This window comes from Geobacillus sp. C56-T3 (assembly GCF_000092445.1).
Taxonomy (GTDB): Bacteria; Bacillota; Bacilli; order Bacillales; family Anoxybacillaceae; genus Geobacillus; species Geobacillus thermoleovorans.
Genome location: NC_014206.1, coordinates 103,691 through 121,078, shown reverse-complemented (window position 1 = coordinate 121,078; position 17,388 = coordinate 103,691). Strand labels below are relative to the sequence as shown.

The following is a 17,388-nucleotide window of genomic DNA, read 5'->3' as shown; positions in this document are numbered from 1 at the left end:
AAGCGGCCAATGGCGGGGAACAGCTCCCCGCCTGGCCGTTATGGCCGGTTTATTCTTTCGTCACCGCATCTTTCTCTTCGCCGGCTTCTTCCCGTTCGGCCGGTTTGACGTCCACCATGATGGCATCCGGTGCATGGTCATCATCATCATCAAAGTTTTCCATGTTCACTTCTTGTTCATCGCTCGTCAAAATCGTGACGTCCATGCCCAAGCTTTGCAGCTCTTTGATCAACACTTTAAACGACTCCGGCACACCCGGCTCCGGAATGTTTTCCCCTTTGACGATCGCCTCGTACGTTTTGACACGGCCGACGACATCGTCGGACTTGACGGTCAAAATTTCTTGCAGCGTGTATGCCGCCCCATACGCCTCAAGCGCCCATACTTCCATCTCACCAAAGCGCTGGCCGCCGAACTGCGCCTTGCCGCCAAGCGGCTGTTGAGTGACGAGTGAGTACGGGCCGGTGGAACGGGCATGAAGCTTGTCGTCGACCATGTGGGCGAGCTTGATCATGTACATGATCCCAACCGACACGCGGTTATCAAACGGTTCACCCGTCCGTCCGTCATACAGCACCGTTTTTGCATCGCGCGCTAGACCTGCCTCTTCGAGGATGTTCCAAACGTCTTCCTCCGTCGCCCCGTCAAAGACCGGGGAGGCGATGTGCAGGCCGAGTTTTTTCGCCGCCATGCCAAGGTGCAGCTCAAATACTTGCCCGATGTTCATCCGCGACGGAACGCCGAGTGGGTTTAACATGATGTCAATCGGCGTGCCATCCGGCAAGAAGGGCATATCTTCCTCCGGCAAAATGCGGGAAATAACCCCTTTGTTTCCGTGGCGGCCTGCCATTTTGTCGCCCTCGGAAATTTTCCGCTTTTGCACAATATAGACGCGCACCAGTTGATTGACACCCGGCGGAAGCTCGTCGCCGTCTTCGCGGTTGAACACTTTCACGTCAAGGACGATGCCGCCGCCGCCGTGCGGGACGCGCAACGACGTATCACGCACCTCGCGCGCTTTTTCGCCGAAGATCGCGTGCAAAAGCCGCTCTTCCGCCGTCAGCTCGGTCATTCCTTTTGGCGTCACTTTGCCGACGAGCAAGTCGCCGTCTTTCACTTCTGCGCCGATGCGGACGATGCCGCGTTCATCCAAGTTTTTCAGCGCATCCTCGCCGACGTTTGGAATGTCGCGCGTAATTTCTTCCGGACCGAGTTTCGTATCGCGCGATTCGGCTTCATACTCTTCAATATGAATGGATGTATACACGTCTTCTTTGACGAGCCGTTCGCTCATGATGATCGCGTCTTCGTAGTTGTAACCGTCCCATGTCATAAAGGCGACAAGCACATTGCGGCCAAGCGCCAATTCGCCCTTATCCATCGACGGGCCATCGGCCAAAATTTCGCCCTTCTCAACGATATCGCCTTTTTTCACGATCGGCCGCTGGTTGTAGCACGTGCCTTGGTTCGAACGAACGAATTTCAGCAACCGATATTTATCTAGATCACCCTTGACTTCTTTGCCGTCCACTTCAATCAGCCGACGCACCCAAATTTCCTTTGCTTCGACGCGCTCGACGATGCCGCGGTGCTTGCAAATGACCGCTGCGCCCGAGTCTTTCGCCGAAACATACTCCATCCCCGTGCCAACGATCGGCGCTTCCGGTTCCAACAGCGGCACGGCTTGCCGCTGCATGTTCGCTCCCATCAGCGCGCGGTTCGAGTCGTCGTTTTCCAAAAATGGGATGCACGCTGTCGCTGCTGAGACGACTTGCTTCGGCGAAACGTCCATGTAGTCGACGCGATCGCGCTTGACGACGATGTTCTCGCCGCGGAAACGGGCGACAACGTTTTCTTCAAGGAACGTGCCGTCCTCCGCAAGCGGTACGTTCGCCTGCGCTACAACGTAATTGTCCTCTTCATCGGCTGTCAAATAATCGATTTGGTCCGTCACCCGCCCTGTTTCCGGATCGACGCGCCGGTATGGCGTTTCAATAAAGCCGAACTTGTTCACTTTCGCGTAAGTGGACAGCGAGTTGATGAGTCCGATGTTCGGACCTTCCGGCGTTTCAATCGGACACATCCGCCCGTAGTGCGAATAGTGAACGTCGCGCACCTCAAACCCAGCGCGCTCACGTGTCAATCCGCCAGGGCCAAGCGCGGACAGACGCCGCTTGTGCGTCAGTTCGGCCAATGGGTTCGTTTGATCCATGAACTGTGACAGCTGCGAGCTGCCGAAAAACTCTTTGATCGCCGCGATCACTGGGCGGATGTTGATCAGCTGCTGCGGCGTAATCGTGTTCGTATCTTGGATCGACATGCGCTCGCGCACGACGCGCTCCATGCGCGACAGGCCGATGCGGAATTGGTTTTGCAATAGTTCGCCGACCGAACGGAGGCGGCGGTTGCCTAAATGGTCGATGTCATCCGTATCGCCGACGCCGTGGAGCAAGTTGAAGAAATAGCTGATCGACGCAATGATGTCAGCCGGTGTAATATGTTTGACATCCTCGGCGATGAAGCCGTTGCCGATGACGTTGATCACTTTTTCGCCATCCGGGTCATTCGGGGCATAAATTTTGATCGTTTGCACCGAAATGTCCCCGTCCACCACCCCTTCGGCCGGGCGGTATGTCTGTAAGCCGACCCCTTTTTCCAAATACGGGAGCAGGCGATTCAGCGTTCGGCGGTCGATCATCGCTCCAGCTTCGGCGATGACTTCCTTGGTTTCGGGATCAATGATCGTTTCCGCGAGCCGCTGATTGAACAGGCGGTTTTTAATATGAAGTTTTTTATTGATTTTATAACGGCCTACGCTCGCCAAGTCATAGCGCTTCGGATCAAAAAAGCGCGACGCCAGCAAATTTTTCGCATTCTCAAGCGTCGGCGGCTCTCCCGGACGAAGACGCTCGTAAATTTCAATCAACGCTTTTTCCGTGCTGTCGGTATTATCTTTTTCAAGCGTATTGCGCAAGTATTCGTTGTCACCGAGCAGATCGATGATTTCTTGGTCGGAGCTGAACCCAAGCGCACGGAGAAGCACCGTAACCGGCAGTTTACGGGTGCGGTCGATGCGAACGTAAACGACGTCTTTCGCATCGGTTTCATATTCAAGCCATGCGCCGCGGTTCGGAATCACTGTCGCCGAGTAGCCGCGTTTGCCGTTTTTATCAACTTTGTCGCTGTAATAGACGCTTGGCGAACGGACGAGCTGGGAAACGATGACGCGTTCCGCCCCATTGATAATAAACGTTCCGGTTTCCGTCATGAGCGGAAAATCGCCCATAAACACGTCTTGTTCCTTCACTTCGCCCGTTTCTTTATTGATCAGGCGAACTTTGACGCGAAGCGGCGCCGCATATGTAACGTCGCGTTCTTTCGCCTCTTCGACCGTATATTTCGGTTCTCCTAAACTATAGTCGATAAATTCAAGCGAGAGATTGCCGGAAAAGTCTTCAATCGGGGAAATTTCCCTAAACATTTCCCGCAGCCCTTCATCGAGAAACCATTGGTAGGAGGACGTTTGAATTTCGATCAAGTTCGGCAATTCCAGCACTTCGCTGATGCGTGCATAGCTTCTGCGTTGGCGGTGTCGCCCGTATTGAACTAGTCGGCCTGTCAAGAGTGATTCACCCCTCAAATGTAGACATTAGTGAAAACCGGAACCGGAACAGCTCCATCATCCGCTCTGCTCAGCAATCAATGCCTTCAAGGCGGACTGGCCGCTCCGTCATTCCGGGGCAAAGCACTAGGCATGCATGCAGCCGGCCCCCCGCCATCCGGGCGGAAACGGCTTCGTTGCGTGCACCACCGTTTCATTTAGGGGATTTAACACGCTCCCGGCGCGAGGAAACCAGGCGTTGAGTTGAATGGAGAAAAAAAGAAAATGGTTTCTATTCCAATAGAAAACCATATGGTTCGTTGTTTATTGATTTTATCATTGTTTCCATTGCGTCCAAAATTATACGTCATCCCCTCTGCACGGGAAATGTGCATATTTAGCATTTTATAATGCTACCACAATAAAAAAACGGTGTCAACATTTTTTCGCCTTTATGATATAATATCCTTTTTTCTTCGCGACGACTTCTACAGCGGGAAAGCATTCGTTCAGCTTTTGCAAGGCCGATGGGGCGCCTTGCTTTTTTTGAATGACGACCCATAGCTCGCCATGATCGAGCAGATGATCGCGGCTTTGTTCAAAAATCGCGTAAACGACCCGTTTGCCAGCCCGGATCGGCGGATTGGTGACGACCGCTGCAAATCGCTGTTCTCCGACTTCCGAAAAAAGATCGCTTTTGTAAATCACCGCATTGTCAATCCCGTTTGCCTGCTTGTTTTCCTGCGCCAGTTCGAGCGCCCGCTCGTTGACATCAATCATGTGAACGCGCCGGTTTGGAAACGATTTGGCCAAGGCAAGCCCGATCGGCCCATATCCGCAGCCGACATCCAACAAATCCCCAGCCACTCCCGGCTCCTCGAACGTTTCAATTAACAGGCGTGTGCCAAAGTCGACTTCGCGCTTTGAAAACACTCCGCTGTCGGTCGTAAAGCGGAATTCATGCCCCCGCAACACGTACGTCCACGTTTGCGGGTTTCGCTCCGACTTCGGATTAACTGAGTAATAATGCTCGCTCATCATCATCCCCTCCTCCTTGTCGACAGGCTGCACTGCCTTCCGTTATATAGTGTAACAAAAAAGAGGCCGTCCCTTGCTTCGGGCAAGCCTCTTTTTTCAATGGCGCAGCCATTACTTGATTTCGACTTTCGCGCCAGCTTCTTCGAGTTTTGCTTTGATTTCTTCTGCTTCTTCTTTCGCAATGCCTTCTTTGATCGGCTTCGGGGTGTTGTCGACCAAGTCTTTCGCTTCTTTCAGGCCGAGGCCAGTGATTTCGCGAACGACTTTGATGACTTTGATTTTTTGCGCGCCGGCGTCGGCAAGAATGACGTCGAATTCCGTTTTTTCTGCCGCTGCTTCAGCGCCAGCTGCTGCGCCGCCCGCGACAACAACCGGAGCCGCAGCTGTTACGCCGAATTCTTCCTCGATCGCTTTCACCAATTCGTTTAATTCCAATACGGTCATATTTTTCACTGCTTCAATGATTTGTTCTTTCGTCATCACAACTTCCTCCTTTGTTTTCTGAATGATTGTTAAGCACATATCGATGCGCCATTACGCGCCTTGTTCCTCTTGCTTGTCAGCCACCGCTTTAATCGCAAGCGCAAAGTTGCGGATCGGGGCTTGAAGAACGCTAAGCAACATCGAAAGCAACCCTTCGCGGGACGGGAGTTTCGCCAACGCATCGATTTCTTCTTTGCTGGCGATGTTCCCTTCGATGACGCCGCCTTTGATTTCCAATGCTTCATGCGTTTTCGCAAACTCGCTTAAAATTTTTGCCGGCGCCACGACATCTTCATTGCTGAAGGCGATGGCATTTGGACCGGTGAACACTTCATCCAGTCCTTCCAAGCCGACTTCCGCGAGCGCCCGGCGGGTCAAGGTGTTTTTGTACACTTTAAACTCGACGCCTGCCTCGCGCAGCTGTTTGCGCAACTCGGTCATTTCCGCCACGTTCAAGCCGCGGTAATCAACGATGACGGTTGCCTTGCTGGCCCGGAATTTGTCTGCGATTTCCGCGACCACTTGTTTTTTCAGTTCAATCGCGCTCGACACGTCCTGCACCTCCTGTAAGGAAAATGAGAGAATACCACTTATACCGTCTGCTCAATAAAAAACCTCCATGCCGCGTAGACATGGAGGTGTCGTTCAACGCACCGCCGCTCGTCCCCGACGCAGGGCGCGCTGTTCTATCGTCCACATACCTCGGTAGGAAATTAAGCCTCAAACAGGCACCTACTGTCTACGGTACAAATGATATTCATTTGTTCAGCCAAATGGCATTTTAACAGACGGACAAACAAAAGTCAACGGTTATTGTGCAACAGCAACCGTGGACGGGTCAACCTTGATGCCAGGGCCCATTGTGGATGTAATCGTGACGTTTTTCACGTACGTCCCTTTTGCCGCCGCCGGTTTGGCTTTCAAAATTGCTTCATAGACGGCTGCGAAGTTTTCAGCCAATTTCTCGTTGTCAAACGACACTTTGCCGATCGGAACGTGGATGTTGCCCGCTTTGTCGACGCGGTATTCCACTTTACCAGCCTTGATTTCTTGCACCGCTTTTGCTACGTCAAACGTGACTGTTCCGGTTTTCGGGTTTGGCATCAACCCTTTCGGCCCTAAAATGCGGCCGAGTTTCCCGACTTCACCCATCATGTCCGGCGTAGCAACAACGACATCAAAGTCAAACCAACCTTGCTGGATTTTGTTGATATATTCTGTATCGCCGACATAGTCAGCGCCAGCCGCTTCTGCTTCTTTCGCTTTTTCCCCTTTCGCGAACACCAACACGCGCGCCACTTTCCCTGTGCCGTGCGGCAGGACGACGGCGCCGCGAATTTGTTGGTCCGCTTTTTTCGGGTCGACGCCCAAACGGAACGCCACTTCCACCGTGGCATCGAATTTCGCGATGTTCGTTTTTTTCACGAGCTCGATTGCTTCAGCAATCGGGTATGCTTTGGAGCGGTCGACGAGTTTCAATGCTTCTAAGTATTTCTTTCCTCTTTTCGGCATGTGAAAAATCCTCCTCGGTTGTGGTTTTAGCGGAAAAACCTCCCACATTGAACGTTCTTCGCTTCTTTCAAAAACGAAGAAGCGGACGGATGCCCATTCATCGGGCCCGTCTTGCTGTTTTTGTTCATGGAGAGAGAGGTTGCCCAATGACGCAACCTCCCCTACAAACGACGCACCGGCTTTAGTCTTCAATCACAATGCCCATGCTGCGGGCCGTGCCTTCGATCATGCGCATGGCCGCCTCAATGCTCGCCGCATTCAAATCCGGCATTTTCAGCTCAGCGATCTCACGCACTTTGTCGCGTTTAATTGTCGCCACTTTGTTGCGGTTCGGTTCGCCGGAGCCCGATTCAATGCCCGCCGCTTTTTTCAGCAATACAGCGGCTGGCGGCGTTTTCGTGATGAATGTAAATGAACGGTCTTCAAAAACCGTAATTTCAACCGGAATGATCAACCCTGCTTGGTCCGCCGTGCGGGCATTAAACTCTTTGCAAAACGCCATAATATTGACACCGGCTTGACCCAACGCAGGACCTACTGGCGGCGCCGGATTCGCTTTCCCTGCAGGAATTTGCAGTTTGACAACCTTGATTACTTTTTTCGCCACGAGACACACCTCCTTAAGTCCGTGATGTGGTATTAGGGATTGCCCCTCCCACTCATCCGGCTCCGGTCTACTGAGCCGTTTTCCTATCTCCCGTTCAGTTGAGAGGATCAGCGTAAAAACAAAACGGCTCCCTTATACACAGTGTATAAGTTCACCGCCATATGTCTCCGTTTAAGAGACATACTGACTTTAAAATAGTATCACTTTTCCCTATCAATTGCAAGTTCTTTATCCATTAGATTTTTTCTATTTGCGAAAACTCAAGCTCCACCCGTGTTTCGCGCCCAAACATATCGACAAGCAGCTTCACTTTATGTTTATCCGGGTCAATCGCTTCAATTTTCCCTGTAAAGTTCGCAAACGGACCTTCTTTGATCCGCACCGTTTCATTTACCTCATAGTCTACGTCAACCTCGGCAAGCGGCATGCCCATCCGCTTCAAGATCATTTTTACTTCTTCCTCCATAAGCGGCGTCGGTTTCGAACCAGCTCCGCTTGAGCCGACAAATCCAGTGACGCCCGGCGTGTTGCGCACGACATACCATGAGTCATCCGTCATGACCATCTCAACGAGCACATAGCCAGGGAACACTTTCTTTTTCGTCGTTTTCCGTTTTCCGTTTTTGACGTCCGTCTCCGTCTCTTCCGGAACGACGACGCGAAAAATTTTATCTTGCATTCCCATCGATTCGACGCGTTTTTCCAAATTGGCTTTCACTTTGTTTTCATATCCCGAATATGTATGGACAACATACCAGTTTTTCTCCATCAACAAGCCTCCCCAAGGCGGTTTTCGTTTTGTTTTTTGCGCAAAACAAAAACCCGTTGCCGGGTTCCATACGCGCACGATTATCTTTCATTATAACATATCCTTCGTCCGCTTATTCAAACACGAGGCGAATCAACTCAGAAATGCCGAGGTCCACAACGGCAAAAAAGACGGTGAAAAACGCCACCGTGGCCAACACGACCGCCGTGTAGTTCACTAACTCCTTCCGGTTTGGCCAACTCACTTTTTTCAGCTCGCGTACGACTTCTTTTAAAAAGTTGATTACTCGCTGCATCACTCGTACCTCCATCATCGTTCAAAACTATCTCCACCGTCTATTTCGTTTCACGATGGATTGTATGTTTGTTGCATGTTGAGCAAAACTTGTTGGCCATAAGGCGCTCACCAAGGCGACGTATTTGTTTTGCTGCCGTATAGTTTCGGCTTCCGCACTGCGCGCAAGCCAGCGTCACTTTTTGGCGCATCAGCATTCCACCGTTCCTTCGAGATGTCCATAAAAATTTATCATATTGGCTGTTTCGCTGTCAATGACATCTTTTGATGCGGCGGCGCGATGCCTACAAACTGATCTCGCGGTATTCCAAATATTTCTCGAGCTTCCGCTTGACGCGTTGCAACGCGTTGTCGATCGACTTGACATGGCGGTTCAGCTCTTCGGAAATTTCCTGGTATGAGCGTCCATCCAAATACAAAGCGAGCACTTTCCGCTCGAGGTCGCTGAGCAGTTCCGCCATCTTTAGTTCAATATCATCGACTTCCTCGCGGTTGACAATCAATTGTTCCGGGTCCGTCACCTGCGTGCCGGACAACACATCCATCAGCGTCCGGTCAGATTCATCGTCATAAATCGGCTTATCCAAGGAAACGTAAGAGTTGAGCGGAATATGCTTTTGGCGGGTCGCCGTTTTAATCGCGGTAATCATTTGCCTTGTGATGCAAAGTTCTGCAAACGCTTTAAATGAGGAAAGCTTGTCCCCCTTAAAATCACGGACGGCCTTATACAGACCGATCATTCCTTCCTGCACGATATCTTCCCGATCAGCTCCGACTAAAAAATAGGAGCGAGCTTTGGCGCGCACAAAGTTTTGATATTTATGGATTAAAAAATCAAGTGCTTCCCCATCCCCTTCGTGAACGAGCGCAACAAGCTGCTCATCGTCCAGCTGATGATAATCTTTCCCTTTCATTGCTTTCAAGCATTCCCCCACGCTGATCCCCCCGACCGCATCAATCGCTAACATGTATTATACAGGACAAATTTTTACAGCGTCAACCGCTCATTTTTCTCCTCTTCGCCATTTTTCAAAAATTTCAGCAATTCTATCATTTAGCGGAACTTTGGAGATCGGAGTGCGCTGCCGCATCGCTTTTACTTTTTGGGAAATGTCCCGCTCAACCGTCTCGACTTCATCCAATAGCTCGCGCGCCGACTTGCGCAGGGCGCCTTGGCCGAACACCGTCCATTGTTCGGTGTAGTCGGAGGTAGCGACATACACTTTTGTGCGCGCATTCATCAATGTTTTCGCCAACCGTTCAATTCGCTCATCGGCCGTCTCATGTTCCTTTGTAAAAATGACATCGACGTCGTAATGTTTATACTTTTTCTCGTTTCCTTGCACGAGGTGGGCATCGAATACGATCACGACATGGTCCCCGGTGAATCCTTTGTAGTCAGCCATTTTTTCAATCAATAAATCCCTTGCCGCTGCCAGATCGCCCTCTTCTTTCAGCCGGCGCAGCTCCGGCCACGCTCCGATGATGTTATAGCCGTCGACAATCAAAATGTTCATTCGCTATTCTCCCAACGGATACCGCTTCCGGTACACCTCGTACATGAGCAGGCTGGCGGCGACAGAGGCATTGAGTGAGGTGACATGGCCGCGCATCGGCAACCGGAACAAGAAATCGCACTTTTCAAGCACTAGGCGGCTGATCCCTTTTCCTTCGCTCCCGATTACGAGCGCCAACGGCATCGTGCCATCGAGCGAGCGGTAGTCGTCTTGAGCCGATGCATCCGTTCCGGCTACCCACACTCCGCGCTCTTTCAGCTCGTCAATCGTCCGCGCCAAGTTTGTCACACGCGCGACCGGAACGTGCTCAATCGCCCCGGTCGACGCCTTCGCCACCGTTTGGGTCAGCCCGACCGAACGCCGCTTCGGAATAATGAGGCCGTGCGCCCCGACCGCATCAGCGGTGCGCATGATGGCCCCTAAATTATGCGGATCCTCAAGCTCGTCCAAGATGAGAAAAAACGGCGCCTCGCCCCGCTCGGCGGCGCGAGCGAACAAGTCATCGATTTCATAGTAGCGGTAAGCCGCCGCCTGAGCGATCACCCCTTGATGAGCTCCTTCAGCCATCTGATCAAGCTTGCGCTTCGGGACATATTGGACGAGCACGCCCCGCCGCTTTGCCCATTCAAGCACAGGTTCGACAGTATGGCGCTGCGCCCCTTCCGCGATCCAAATTTTATTGATGTCGCGCCCGGCTTTGAGCGCTTCAATGACCGGATTTTTGCCGATAATGTAGTCCATCATTCCAACGCCCTTTCTTCCCTTTCAATAATGGCAAACGAACGGCCGATCAGCTCATCAACCCGCTTTTCATTATTAACCAAAAAATGATAACCGATGAGCGCCTCAAAGGCCGTGCTATGCCGGTATGTTTGCACATCCGTATTTTTCGGGATTGTGCCTGATTTGGCATTGCGGCCGCGGCGGACGATGTCCTTTTCCTCCTCGGTCAGGACGCCCTCGTCAAGCAACGCCAAAATCACTCGCGCTTGCGCCCGCGCCGACACATAGCGGACCGCCCGCCGATGCAGCTCATGCGGCCGCACGCTGCCGCCAGCAAGCAAATGGCGTCGCACATACACCTCGTACACGGCGTCGCCAATATAGGCAAGCGCCAGTCCATTTAACTGCTTCACATCGTTGACCGTTTCAAACTCCGCCATCATCGCGTGCTATCCCCGTTTCCATCTCGTTCCTTGCGGCGTGTCTTCCAAAATAATGTTTTTCGCTCTCAACTCGTCGCGAATGCGGTCGGCCAGCGCAAAATCGCGGTTTTTCCGCGCTTCATTGCGCTTTTGGATCAACGCCTCGATTTCCTCATCAAGCAGCTCATCCTGCTTCAAGGTGAGTCCAAGTACGTCCGCCAGCTGTTCGAACTCGCGCAAAAACGCGTGAATGACCTTCTCGGATGTCGTTTTTTCCTGCAAGTACAAGTTGGCCTGCTTCGCCAGTTCAAACAATACGGCAATGCCGTTCGCCGTGTTGAAATCGTCGTCCATTTCACGGATGAACGAGGCGCGGATGTCGGCAATGCGCGAAACCCATTCCTCGTCATTGTCCGTTAAGTTCGTGCTTGCCTGCAGGCGATGCTGCAAATTGCTGTACGCCGTCTTCAGGCGCTCGAGTCCGCGCCGCGCACTCTCAAGCAGTTCCTCGCTGTAGTTGATCGGATGGCGGTAATGCACCGATAGCATGAAAAAACGCAGCACTTGCGGGTCGATCTCCCGGATGATATCGTGAACGAGCACGAAATTGCCAAGCGACTTGGACATTTTTTCGTTGTTAATATTTAAATACCCATTGTGCAGCCAATATTTCGCGAACGGTTTGCCGGTCAGCGCCTCCGACTGGGCGATTTCGTTTTCATGGTGCGGGAATGTCAAGTCCTGGCCGCCGGCGTGGATATCGATCGTATCGCCCAAATATTTGCGCGCCATCGCCGAGCATTCGATATGCCAACCAGGCCGCCCTTTCCCCCATGGACTGTCCCAACAAATTTCTCCTTCCTTCGCTGCTTTCCAAAGGGCGAAATCAAGTGGATCGTCTTTTTTCTCCCCAATTTCGATGCGCGCCCCAGCTTGCAGCTCATCGATCGATTGATGAGACAGCTTGCCGTATTCGCGGAACTTGCGCGTCCGGTAATACACGTCGCCGTCGACTTCGTAGGCATATCCTTTGTCAATGAGCGCCTGAATGAATTCGATAATCGCATCAATGTTTTCGGTCACCCGCGGATGGATGTCCGCTTTTTTGCAGCCAAGCGCCTGAATGTCTTCAAAATACGCCTCAATAAACCGCTCAGCAATCGCCGGCACGCTCTCGCCGAGCTCGCGGGCCGCTTTGATCAACTTGTCATCAACATCGGTAAAGTTCGATACATACGTCACATCATAGCCGCGGAACTCCAAATAGCGGCGGATCGTGTCAAAAACGACGGCGGCCCGAGCATTGCCGATGTGAATATAATTATAGACGGTCGGGCCGCACACATACATTTTCACTTTATTCGGCTCCAACGGCTCAAACGGTTCTTTTTTTCGCGTCAGCGTATTATAAAGCCGGATGCTGCTCATACTCGTTCTTCCTTTCTTGTTGTTTCAATGCCTCAAGCTCGCTTTTCAGCCGGGCGATTTCCTCTTCAAGCTCCCGAAACCGGTCGGCGATCGGGTCAGGAAGGTCGGTATGGTTTAAATCTTTCTTCACTTTCACCCCGTCGCGCACAACGACGCGGCCCGGAATGCCAACGACGGTCGAATTGGGCGGCACGTCTTTTAACACGACCGACCCAGCGCCGATTTTCGAGTTTTCCCCGATCGTAATCGAACCGAGCACTTTCGCGCCGGCAGCGATCAAACAGTTGTCTTTGATCGTCGGGTGCCGCTTCCCTTTTTCTTTCCCTGTCCCGCCTAATGTGACCCCTTGATAGACGGTGACATTGTCGCCGATTTCACACGTTTCGCCGATCACCACGCCCATGCCGTGGTCGATGAAAAAGCGGCGGCCGATTTTCGCGCCCGGATGGATTTCAATGCCAGTGAAAAAGCGGCTGATTTGCGAAATCAAGCGGGCAAGAAAGTAAAATTTCCGCTTGTAAAGCGCATGGGCGATCCGATGCGCCCAGATGGCATGCAGGCCGGAATATGTTAAAATGACTTCCAAATAGCTTCTCGCCGCCGGGTCTTGCTCAAAAATGACCTCAATATCCTCTTTTAACGTTTTAAACATAATGTCCTCCCTCCATCCCTCTAAGTTGTCTTGAATAAAAAAGCGTCCCTGTGCCGAAGACACAGAGACGCTTTTGGCGCGGTTCCACTCTGTTTAGCGAAACGGGGCGCCGTTTCGCTCACTCGATTCCGATAACGGAGATGCTCCGCTCCCCTCTACTGCAGAACGTCTCTGTTCCGGTTCGAAAGGAGACTCCGAGGCGCACTTCAGACAGCACCGAACATAAGCCGCTTTCAGCCAAGGCGGCTCTCTCTGGGATGCCGATGCTTCCTACTTCTCCTCGTCAACGCTTTTTCTTTATGCGCTTGTTCCATCGAAACTTTATATTATTATACCACATCCATCATGCAAACGTGCATAGAGGCCGATTAAAATTTTTCTTGCAACGCCCGCTCCAGCCGCTCGATCACTTTTTCTTTGCCGAGCAACTGAATGGCAAACGGCAGCTCCGGTCCGTGCGTTTGTCCCGTCACCGCCGCGCGGATCGGCATAAACAACTTTTTCCCTTTTTGCCCGGTCGCCTTTTGCACCGCTTTAATGGCCGCTTTAATCTCGTCTGCCGTAAACGGCTCAAGCTCACGCACGCTCTCAAGGAAGGTGGAAAGCACAGCCGGCACTTGCTCTTCAGCAAGCACTTGACGCGCCTCGTCCTCGTAGTCGATTTCTTCTTTAAAGAACAGCTCAGACAGCGGGACGATCTCCGCCCCGTAGCTCATTTGCTCTTGATACAAAGCAATTAAATCGCGCGCCCATTGCCGCTGTTCGTCCGTCATATCCGCCGGCAGGCGCCCGGCTTTCACTAAATGCGGCAAGGCCAGCTCGACAAGCCGGTCAAGATCAAGCTTTTTGATATATTGGTTGTTCATCCATGTCAGCTTTTTCGTATCAAACATGGACGGGGATTTTGACAGCCGGGAGACATCGAACATGCGGATCAGTTCGTCTTTCGTAAAAATTTCTTCCTCTCCTTCCGGCGACCAGCCAAGCAAAGCGAAAAAGTTGAACATCGCTTCCGGCAAATAGCCAAGTTCTTTGTATTGCGAGACGAACTGAATGATTGATTCATCGCGCTTAGACAGCTTTTTCCGCTGCTCGTTGACGATCAACGTCAAGTGCGCGAACTGCGGCGGATCCCAGCCGAAATACTCGTATACCATGAGCTGCTTCGGCGTATTGGACAAATGTTCCTCACCGCGAAACACATGGCTGATTTCCATCAAATGGTCGTCGATGACAACAGCGAAATTGTATGTCGGAATGCCATTCGCCTTGACAATCACCCAATCGCCGCCGACATCTTTCGATTCAAACACCACTTTGCCGCGCACTAAATCGTAAAACTCGTACGTTTTCCCTTCCGGCACCTTCAGGCGGATCGTATACGGCTTCCCTTGCGCCTCGAGCTCCGCGACCTGCTCTGGCGTCAAATGGCGGCATTTGCCGCTGTACTGCGGAGCGGCGATGCCGGCCGCCCGCTGCGCCTCCCGCTCGCGCTCGAGCTCTTCCGGCGTGCAAAAACATTTGTACGCATGCCCTTGCTCAAGCAATTCATTCACATATTTTCGGTAAATATCGAGCCGCTCCGTTTGCCGATACGGCCCGTAGCCGCCATCTTGATCAATCGATTCATCATAATCAATGCCGAGCCATTTTAAGTTTTCGAGCTGCGACTTTTCGCCGCCTTCGACGTTCCGTTCAATATCCGTATCCTCGATGCGGACGATCATTTTTCCACCGTGATGGCGGGCAAACAAATAGTTAAACAGCGCTGTCCGCGCCCCGCCGATATGCAAATGGCCGGTTGGGCTCGGCGCATAGCGCACGCGCACCTCTTTTGCCATCATCCAAACCCTCCACTTCCATCAAAGCTTGTGCTATTATTGTACCGTTTATCGCAGCAAAGTTCAAAACAGACAGCTCTCGCCTAAGCCGCACCACACCGCCGACGCCCCCCTTTACACCTCCTAGCCAGGACGGCGAACAAAGCGCTTATGTATTAAAGAACGAGGTTCTTCCCAAATGATGTTGCCAAAGGCCGCTCCATTAGCTTTTTTGCAGCAAGACGACCGCCTGGGCGGCAATGCCTTCCTCCCGCCCAGTGAATCCAAGCTTCTCCGTCGTCGTTGCCTTCACATTGACTTGCGAGCGCTCGGCTTCCAGCAACCGAGCGATCACCGCCCTCATTTCTTCAATATACGGCGCCATCTTCGGCTTTTGTGCGATGATCGTGCAGTCGGCGTTCACGAGCCTATACCCTTCCTGCCGAGCGAGCGCCCATACGTGCGCCAACAGCTCAGCCGAGTCGGCATCTTTAAAGCGCGGATCTGTGTCCGGAAAATGCCGGCCGATATCGCCGGCGCCGATCGCCCCAAGGCATGCGTCCGCCACCGCATGAAGCAGCACGTCGGCATCTGAGTGGCCGAGCAGCCCCTTTTCATACGGAATGGTGACGCCGCCAATGATCAGCGGACGCCCTTCAACAAGCTGATGGACGTCAAACCCTTGTCCAATGCGAAACATCTCTCCACCCCCATCTATTCGGCCATCCGGCTTGCCAAAATCGCCTCAGCAAACAAAAGGTCCTCCGGCGTCGTCAGCTTAATATTGCGATAATCCCCCTCAATGATCTTCACCGGCTTGCCGATTCGCTCCACAAGGCCGGCGTCATCCGTGCCGAGATAGCCAGCCTGTTTCGCCGCTTCGTGCGCTTCCATGATCAAAGACAGACGAAAAGCTTGTGGCGTCTGCACCGCCCACAAGCTGGAACGATCAATCGTCTGTTCGACAAACAAACCGTTCGCTTTTTTGATCGTATCTTTCACCCGCACTGCCGGGATCGCCGCCCCGTACTGAACAGCGGCGTTCACTAGCTCGTGCAAATGATGGACGCGGACAAATGGGCGGGCGCCGTCATGGATGAGAACAATCTCCTCCCCCGCGAGCGCCTGCAATCCGTTGTAGACGCTATGCTGCCGCTCCTCGCCGCCGTCGGTAAGCGCGGCGACTTTTCGAATGCGAAAGCGGGCGAGCAGCTGCTCAAATCGGCTTCGCTCGGCTGGGTTGACGACGAGCACGATGCGGGTGCACCGCTCATCACGCTCAAACACGTTCAGCGTCCGAACGATGAGCGGCTCACCGCCAAGCTCAAGGAATTGCTTGTTCATGCCGGCGTTCATCCGCTTTCCCCGCCCGGCCGCCAAGACAATCGCTTCGTAATTCATTGGCCGTTTCCCCTATTCGTTTTACAACGCTTTTTGCAGCAGTTTCAATTTGGCAAAAATCATTCTCCCCGCAGATGTTTGTAACACGCTGGTGACTAAAACGTCAACCCGTTTGCCGATATATTCTTTGCCATCTTCGACGACGATCATCGTCCCGTCGTCCAAATAGGCCACGCCTTGGTTATGCTCCTTCCCATCTTTAATGACGTGTACGTTCAGCTCCTCGCCTGGCAGCACGACCGGTTTGACGGCATTCGCTAAATCGTTGATATTCAAAACACGCACGTTTTGCAGCTCACATACTTTGTTTAAATTGAAATCGTTCGTCACGACAACGCCTTGAAGTTGCTTCGCCAGCTTGACGAGTTTGCTGTCGACTTCCTGGACGTCGCTGAAATCCGCTTCATGGATTTCCACTTTCATCGCCATTTCTTTTTGGATGCGGTTCAAAATATCCAAGCCGCGGCGGCCGCGGTTCCGTTTCAGCACATCGGACGAATCGGCGATATGCTGCAATTCTTCGAGCACAAACCGCGGAATGACAAGCGGCCCTTCCAAAAACCCGGTTTGGCAAATGTCTGCGATCCGCCCGTCGATGATGACGCTCGTATCCAAAATTTTCACAGCACCGCCCTTTGACGGTTCGTTTTCCGCTTCTCCACCTTTTTTCTTCGCCATGCGGTTGGACAAGGAAAATAAGTTCATCAACTCATTCCGTTTCTTTAAACCGACGCGAAACCCTAAGTAGCCAAGCAACACCGTCAAAAAAATCGGCAACACCGTATTCAACACTTGAATGTGAAACGACTGCAACGGCATGACAACGAAAAACGCGATAATAAGACCGAAAATCAGCCCGAGACTGCCAAACAGCACGTCGGCGGCCGGCGCCTTCACGAGCGTTTCCTCCACCCAGCGAATCATGTCGACCACATAATCGACAAGCCAAAACGTCAACAAAAAGAAAACGACTGCCCCCAGCACCGCCAGCGTATAAGAATTATTGAGAAGCGGCATGCCGCTCACATTCATCAGCTTAAGCAAGTCAGGAAAAAACATGGCGCCTAACGTTCCGCCCACGGCGAGGAAAAATAATTGCACAATGCGTTTGACCATCAGCC

The 17,388-nt window shown here is 52.4% G+C and carries 19 protein-coding genes and 2 other annotated features; all 19 genes read right to left on the bottom strand.

From position 1 onward, the window contains the following. Window positions 1-49: 49 nt before the first annotated feature. Window positions 50-3,622 (bottom strand): DNA-directed RNA polymerase subunit beta, encoded by a 3,573-nt coding sequence (rpoB, locus tag GC56T3_RS00625; protein ID WP_011229613.1) that lies wholly within the window; start codon window positions 3,620-3,622, stop codon window positions 50-52. Between the two features lie 414 nt (window positions 3,623-4,036). After that, window positions 4,037-4,639 (bottom strand): class I SAM-dependent methyltransferase, encoded by a 603-nt coding sequence (locus tag GC56T3_RS00620; protein ID WP_013143980.1) that lies wholly within the window; start codon window positions 4,637-4,639, stop codon window positions 4,037-4,039. A 111-nt stretch (window positions 4,640-4,750) separates the two neighbouring features. Next, window positions 4,751-5,119: a 50S ribosomal protein L7/L12 gene (gene rplL, locus GC56T3_RS00615; RefSeq protein ID WP_012820484.1), complete on the bottom strand. Its 369-nt coding sequence runs from the start codon at window positions 5,117-5,119 to the stop codon at window positions 4,751-4,753. 54 nt (window positions 5,120-5,173) lie between these two features. Then, on the bottom strand, window positions 5,174-5,674 hold the full coding sequence (gene rplJ / locus GC56T3_RS00610) for a 50S ribosomal protein L10 (protein WP_011229610.1): 501 nt from the start codon (window positions 5,672-5,674) through the stop codon (window positions 5,174-5,176). Between the two features lie 47 nt (window positions 5,675-5,721). Beyond that, window positions 5,722-5,885 (bottom strand) — a sequence feature (ribosomal protein L10 leader region). A 47-nt stretch (window positions 5,886-5,932) separates the two neighbouring features. Then, complete coding sequence (gene rplA / locus GC56T3_RS00605; RefSeq protein WP_012820483.1) at window positions 5,933-6,634, bottom strand: 50S ribosomal protein L1; 702 nt, start codon at window positions 6,632-6,634, stop codon at window positions 5,933-5,935. A gap of 181 nt (window positions 6,635-6,815) precedes the next feature. Further along, window positions 6,816-7,241 (bottom strand): 50S ribosomal protein L11, encoded by a 426-nt coding sequence (rplK, locus tag GC56T3_RS00600; RefSeq protein ID WP_011229608.1) that lies wholly within the window; start codon window positions 7,239-7,241, stop codon window positions 6,816-6,818. A 235-nt stretch (window positions 7,242-7,476) separates the two neighbouring features. Next, window positions 7,477-8,010, bottom strand: a complete 534-nt coding sequence (gene nusG, locus GC56T3_RS00595; protein WP_012820482.1) for a transcription termination/antitermination protein NusG — start codon at window positions 8,008-8,010, stop codon at window positions 7,477-7,479. A gap of 112 nt (window positions 8,011-8,122) precedes the next feature. Continuing rightward, the gene (secE, locus tag GC56T3_RS00590; RefSeq protein ID WP_012820481.1) at window positions 8,123-8,305 is read right to left on the bottom strand and encodes a preprotein translocase subunit SecE; all 183 of its coding nucleotides are present in this window, start codon (window positions 8,303-8,305) and stop codon (window positions 8,123-8,125) included. 40 nt (window positions 8,306-8,345) lie between these two features. Next, window positions 8,346-8,495: a 50S ribosomal protein L33 gene (gene rpmG / locus GC56T3_RS00585; protein WP_012820480.1), complete on the bottom strand. Its 150-nt coding sequence runs from the start codon at window positions 8,493-8,495 to the stop codon at window positions 8,346-8,348. Between the two features lie 93 nt (window positions 8,496-8,588). Continuing rightward, window positions 8,589-9,272 (bottom strand): RNA polymerase sporulation sigma factor SigH, encoded by a 684-nt coding sequence (sigH, locus tag GC56T3_RS00580; protein ID WP_013143979.1) that lies wholly within the window; start codon window positions 9,270-9,272, stop codon window positions 8,589-8,591. A gap of 36 nt (window positions 9,273-9,308) precedes the next feature. Beyond that, window positions 9,309-9,821 (bottom strand): NYN domain-containing protein, encoded by a 513-nt coding sequence (locus tag GC56T3_RS00575; protein WP_012820478.1) that lies wholly within the window; start codon window positions 9,819-9,821, stop codon window positions 9,309-9,311. Between the two features lie 3 nt (window positions 9,822-9,824). Continuing rightward, window positions 9,825-10,562, bottom strand: a complete 738-nt coding sequence (gene rlmB, locus GC56T3_RS00570) for a 23S rRNA (guanosine(2251)-2'-O)-methyltransferase RlmB (protein WP_011229602.1) — start codon at window positions 10,560-10,562, stop codon at window positions 9,825-9,827. Next, the gene (locus GC56T3_RS00565) at window positions 10,562-10,987 is read right to left on the bottom strand and encodes a Mini-ribonuclease 3 (protein WP_012820476.1); all 426 of its coding nucleotides are present in this window, start codon (window positions 10,985-10,987) and stop codon (window positions 10,562-10,564) included. Before GC56T3_RS00565 ends, rlmB begins: the two co-directional genes overlap by 1 nt. A gap of 6 nt (window positions 10,988-10,993) precedes the next feature. Continuing rightward, window positions 10,994-12,394 (bottom strand): cysteine--tRNA ligase, encoded by a 1,401-nt coding sequence (gene cysS, locus GC56T3_RS00560; protein WP_013143978.1) that lies wholly within the window; start codon window positions 12,392-12,394, stop codon window positions 10,994-10,996. Next, window positions 12,372-13,109: a serine O-acetyltransferase gene (gene cysE / locus GC56T3_RS00555; protein ID WP_074043608.1), complete on the bottom strand. Its 738-nt coding sequence runs from the start codon at window positions 13,107-13,109 to the stop codon at window positions 12,372-12,374. Before cysE ends, cysS begins: the two co-directional genes overlap by 23 nt. Next, window positions 13,107-13,342, bottom strand: a binding site (T-box leader). Its footprint overlaps the gene before it by 3 nt. A gap of 72 nt (window positions 13,343-13,414) precedes the next feature. Next, window positions 13,415-14,887 carry a glutamate--tRNA ligase gene (gltX, locus tag GC56T3_RS00550; protein WP_041468629.1) on the bottom strand — a complete coding sequence of 491 codons (1,473 nt, stop codon included), beginning with the start codon at window positions 14,885-14,887 and terminating at the stop codon, window positions 13,415-13,417. 202 nt (window positions 14,888-15,089) lie between these two features. Further along, window positions 15,090-15,566, bottom strand: a complete 477-nt coding sequence (gene ispF / locus GC56T3_RS00545; protein ID WP_013143976.1) for a 2-C-methyl-D-erythritol 2,4-cyclodiphosphate synthase — start codon at window positions 15,564-15,566, stop codon at window positions 15,090-15,092. Window positions 15,567-15,580: 14 nt separating this feature from the next. Next, on the bottom strand, window positions 15,581-16,267 hold the full coding sequence (gene ispD / locus GC56T3_RS00540) for a 2-C-methyl-D-erythritol 4-phosphate cytidylyltransferase (RefSeq protein WP_013143975.1): 687 nt from the start codon (window positions 16,265-16,267) through the stop codon (window positions 15,581-15,583). A 21-nt stretch (window positions 16,268-16,288) separates the two neighbouring features. Then, a complete protein-coding gene (locus GC56T3_RS00535) occupies window positions 16,289-17,383 on the bottom strand; it encodes a PIN/TRAM domain-containing protein (RefSeq protein WP_012820471.1) in 1,095 nt (364 codons plus the stop codon). Between the last annotated feature and the right edge of the window lie 5 nt (window positions 17,384-17,388).

Bases quoted from the DNA above. Each gene is read 5' to 3' on its own strand.
- rplA (WP_012820483.1), bottom strand. From the start codon at position 6,634: ATGCCGAAAAGAGGAAAGAAATACTTAGAAGCATTGAAACTCGTCGAC.
- GC56T3_RS00565 (WP_012820476.1), bottom strand. From the start codon at position 10,987: ATGATGGCGGAGTTTGAAACGGTCAACGATGTGAAGCAGTTAAATGGA.
- nusG (WP_012820482.1), bottom strand. From the start codon at position 8,010: ATGGAGAAAAACTGGTATGTTGTCCATACATATTCGGGATATGAAAAC.
- GC56T3_RS00535 (WP_012820471.1), bottom strand. From the start codon at position 17,383: ATGGTCAAACGCATTGTGCAATTATTTTTCCTCGCCGTGGGCGGAACG.
- rplL (WP_012820484.1), bottom strand. From the start codon at position 5,119: ATGACGAAAGAACAAATCATTGAAGCAGTGAAAAATATGACCGTATTG.
- cysS (WP_013143978.1), bottom strand. From the start codon at position 12,394: ATGAGCAGCATCCGGCTTTATAATACGCTGACGCGAAAAAAAGAACCG.
- rlmB (WP_011229602.1), bottom strand. From the start codon at position 10,562: ATGGACTACATTATCGGCAAAAATCCGGTCATTGAAGCGCTCAAAGCC.
- secE (WP_012820481.1), bottom strand. From the start codon at position 8,305: ATGCAGCGAGTAATCAACTTTTTAAAAGAAGTCGTACGCGAGCTGAAA.
- sigH (WP_013143979.1), bottom strand. From the start codon at position 9,272: ATGTTAGCGATTGATGCGGTCGGGGGGATCAGCGTGGGGGAATGCTTG.
- GC56T3_RS00575 (WP_012820478.1), bottom strand. From the start codon at position 9,821: ATGAACATTTTGATTGTCGACGGCTATAACATCATCGGAGCGTGGCCG.
- gltX (WP_041468629.1), bottom strand. From the start codon at position 14,887: ATGGCAAAAGAGGTGCGCGTGCGCTATGCGCCGAGCCCAACCGGCCAT.
- rpmG (WP_012820480.1), bottom strand. From the start codon at position 8,495: ATGCGCCAAAAAGTGACGCTGGCTTGCGCGCAGTGCGGAAGCCGAAAC.
- GC56T3_RS00620 (WP_013143980.1), bottom strand. From the start codon at position 4,639: ATGAGCGAGCATTATTACTCAGTTAATCCGAAGTCGGAGCGAAACCCG.
- ispD (WP_013143975.1), bottom strand. From the start codon at position 16,267: ATGAATTACGAAGCGATTGTCTTGGCGGCCGGGCGGGGAAAGCGGATG.
- ispF (WP_013143976.1), bottom strand. From the start codon at position 15,566: ATGTTTCGCATTGGACAAGGGTTTGACGTCCATCAGCTTGTTGAAGGG.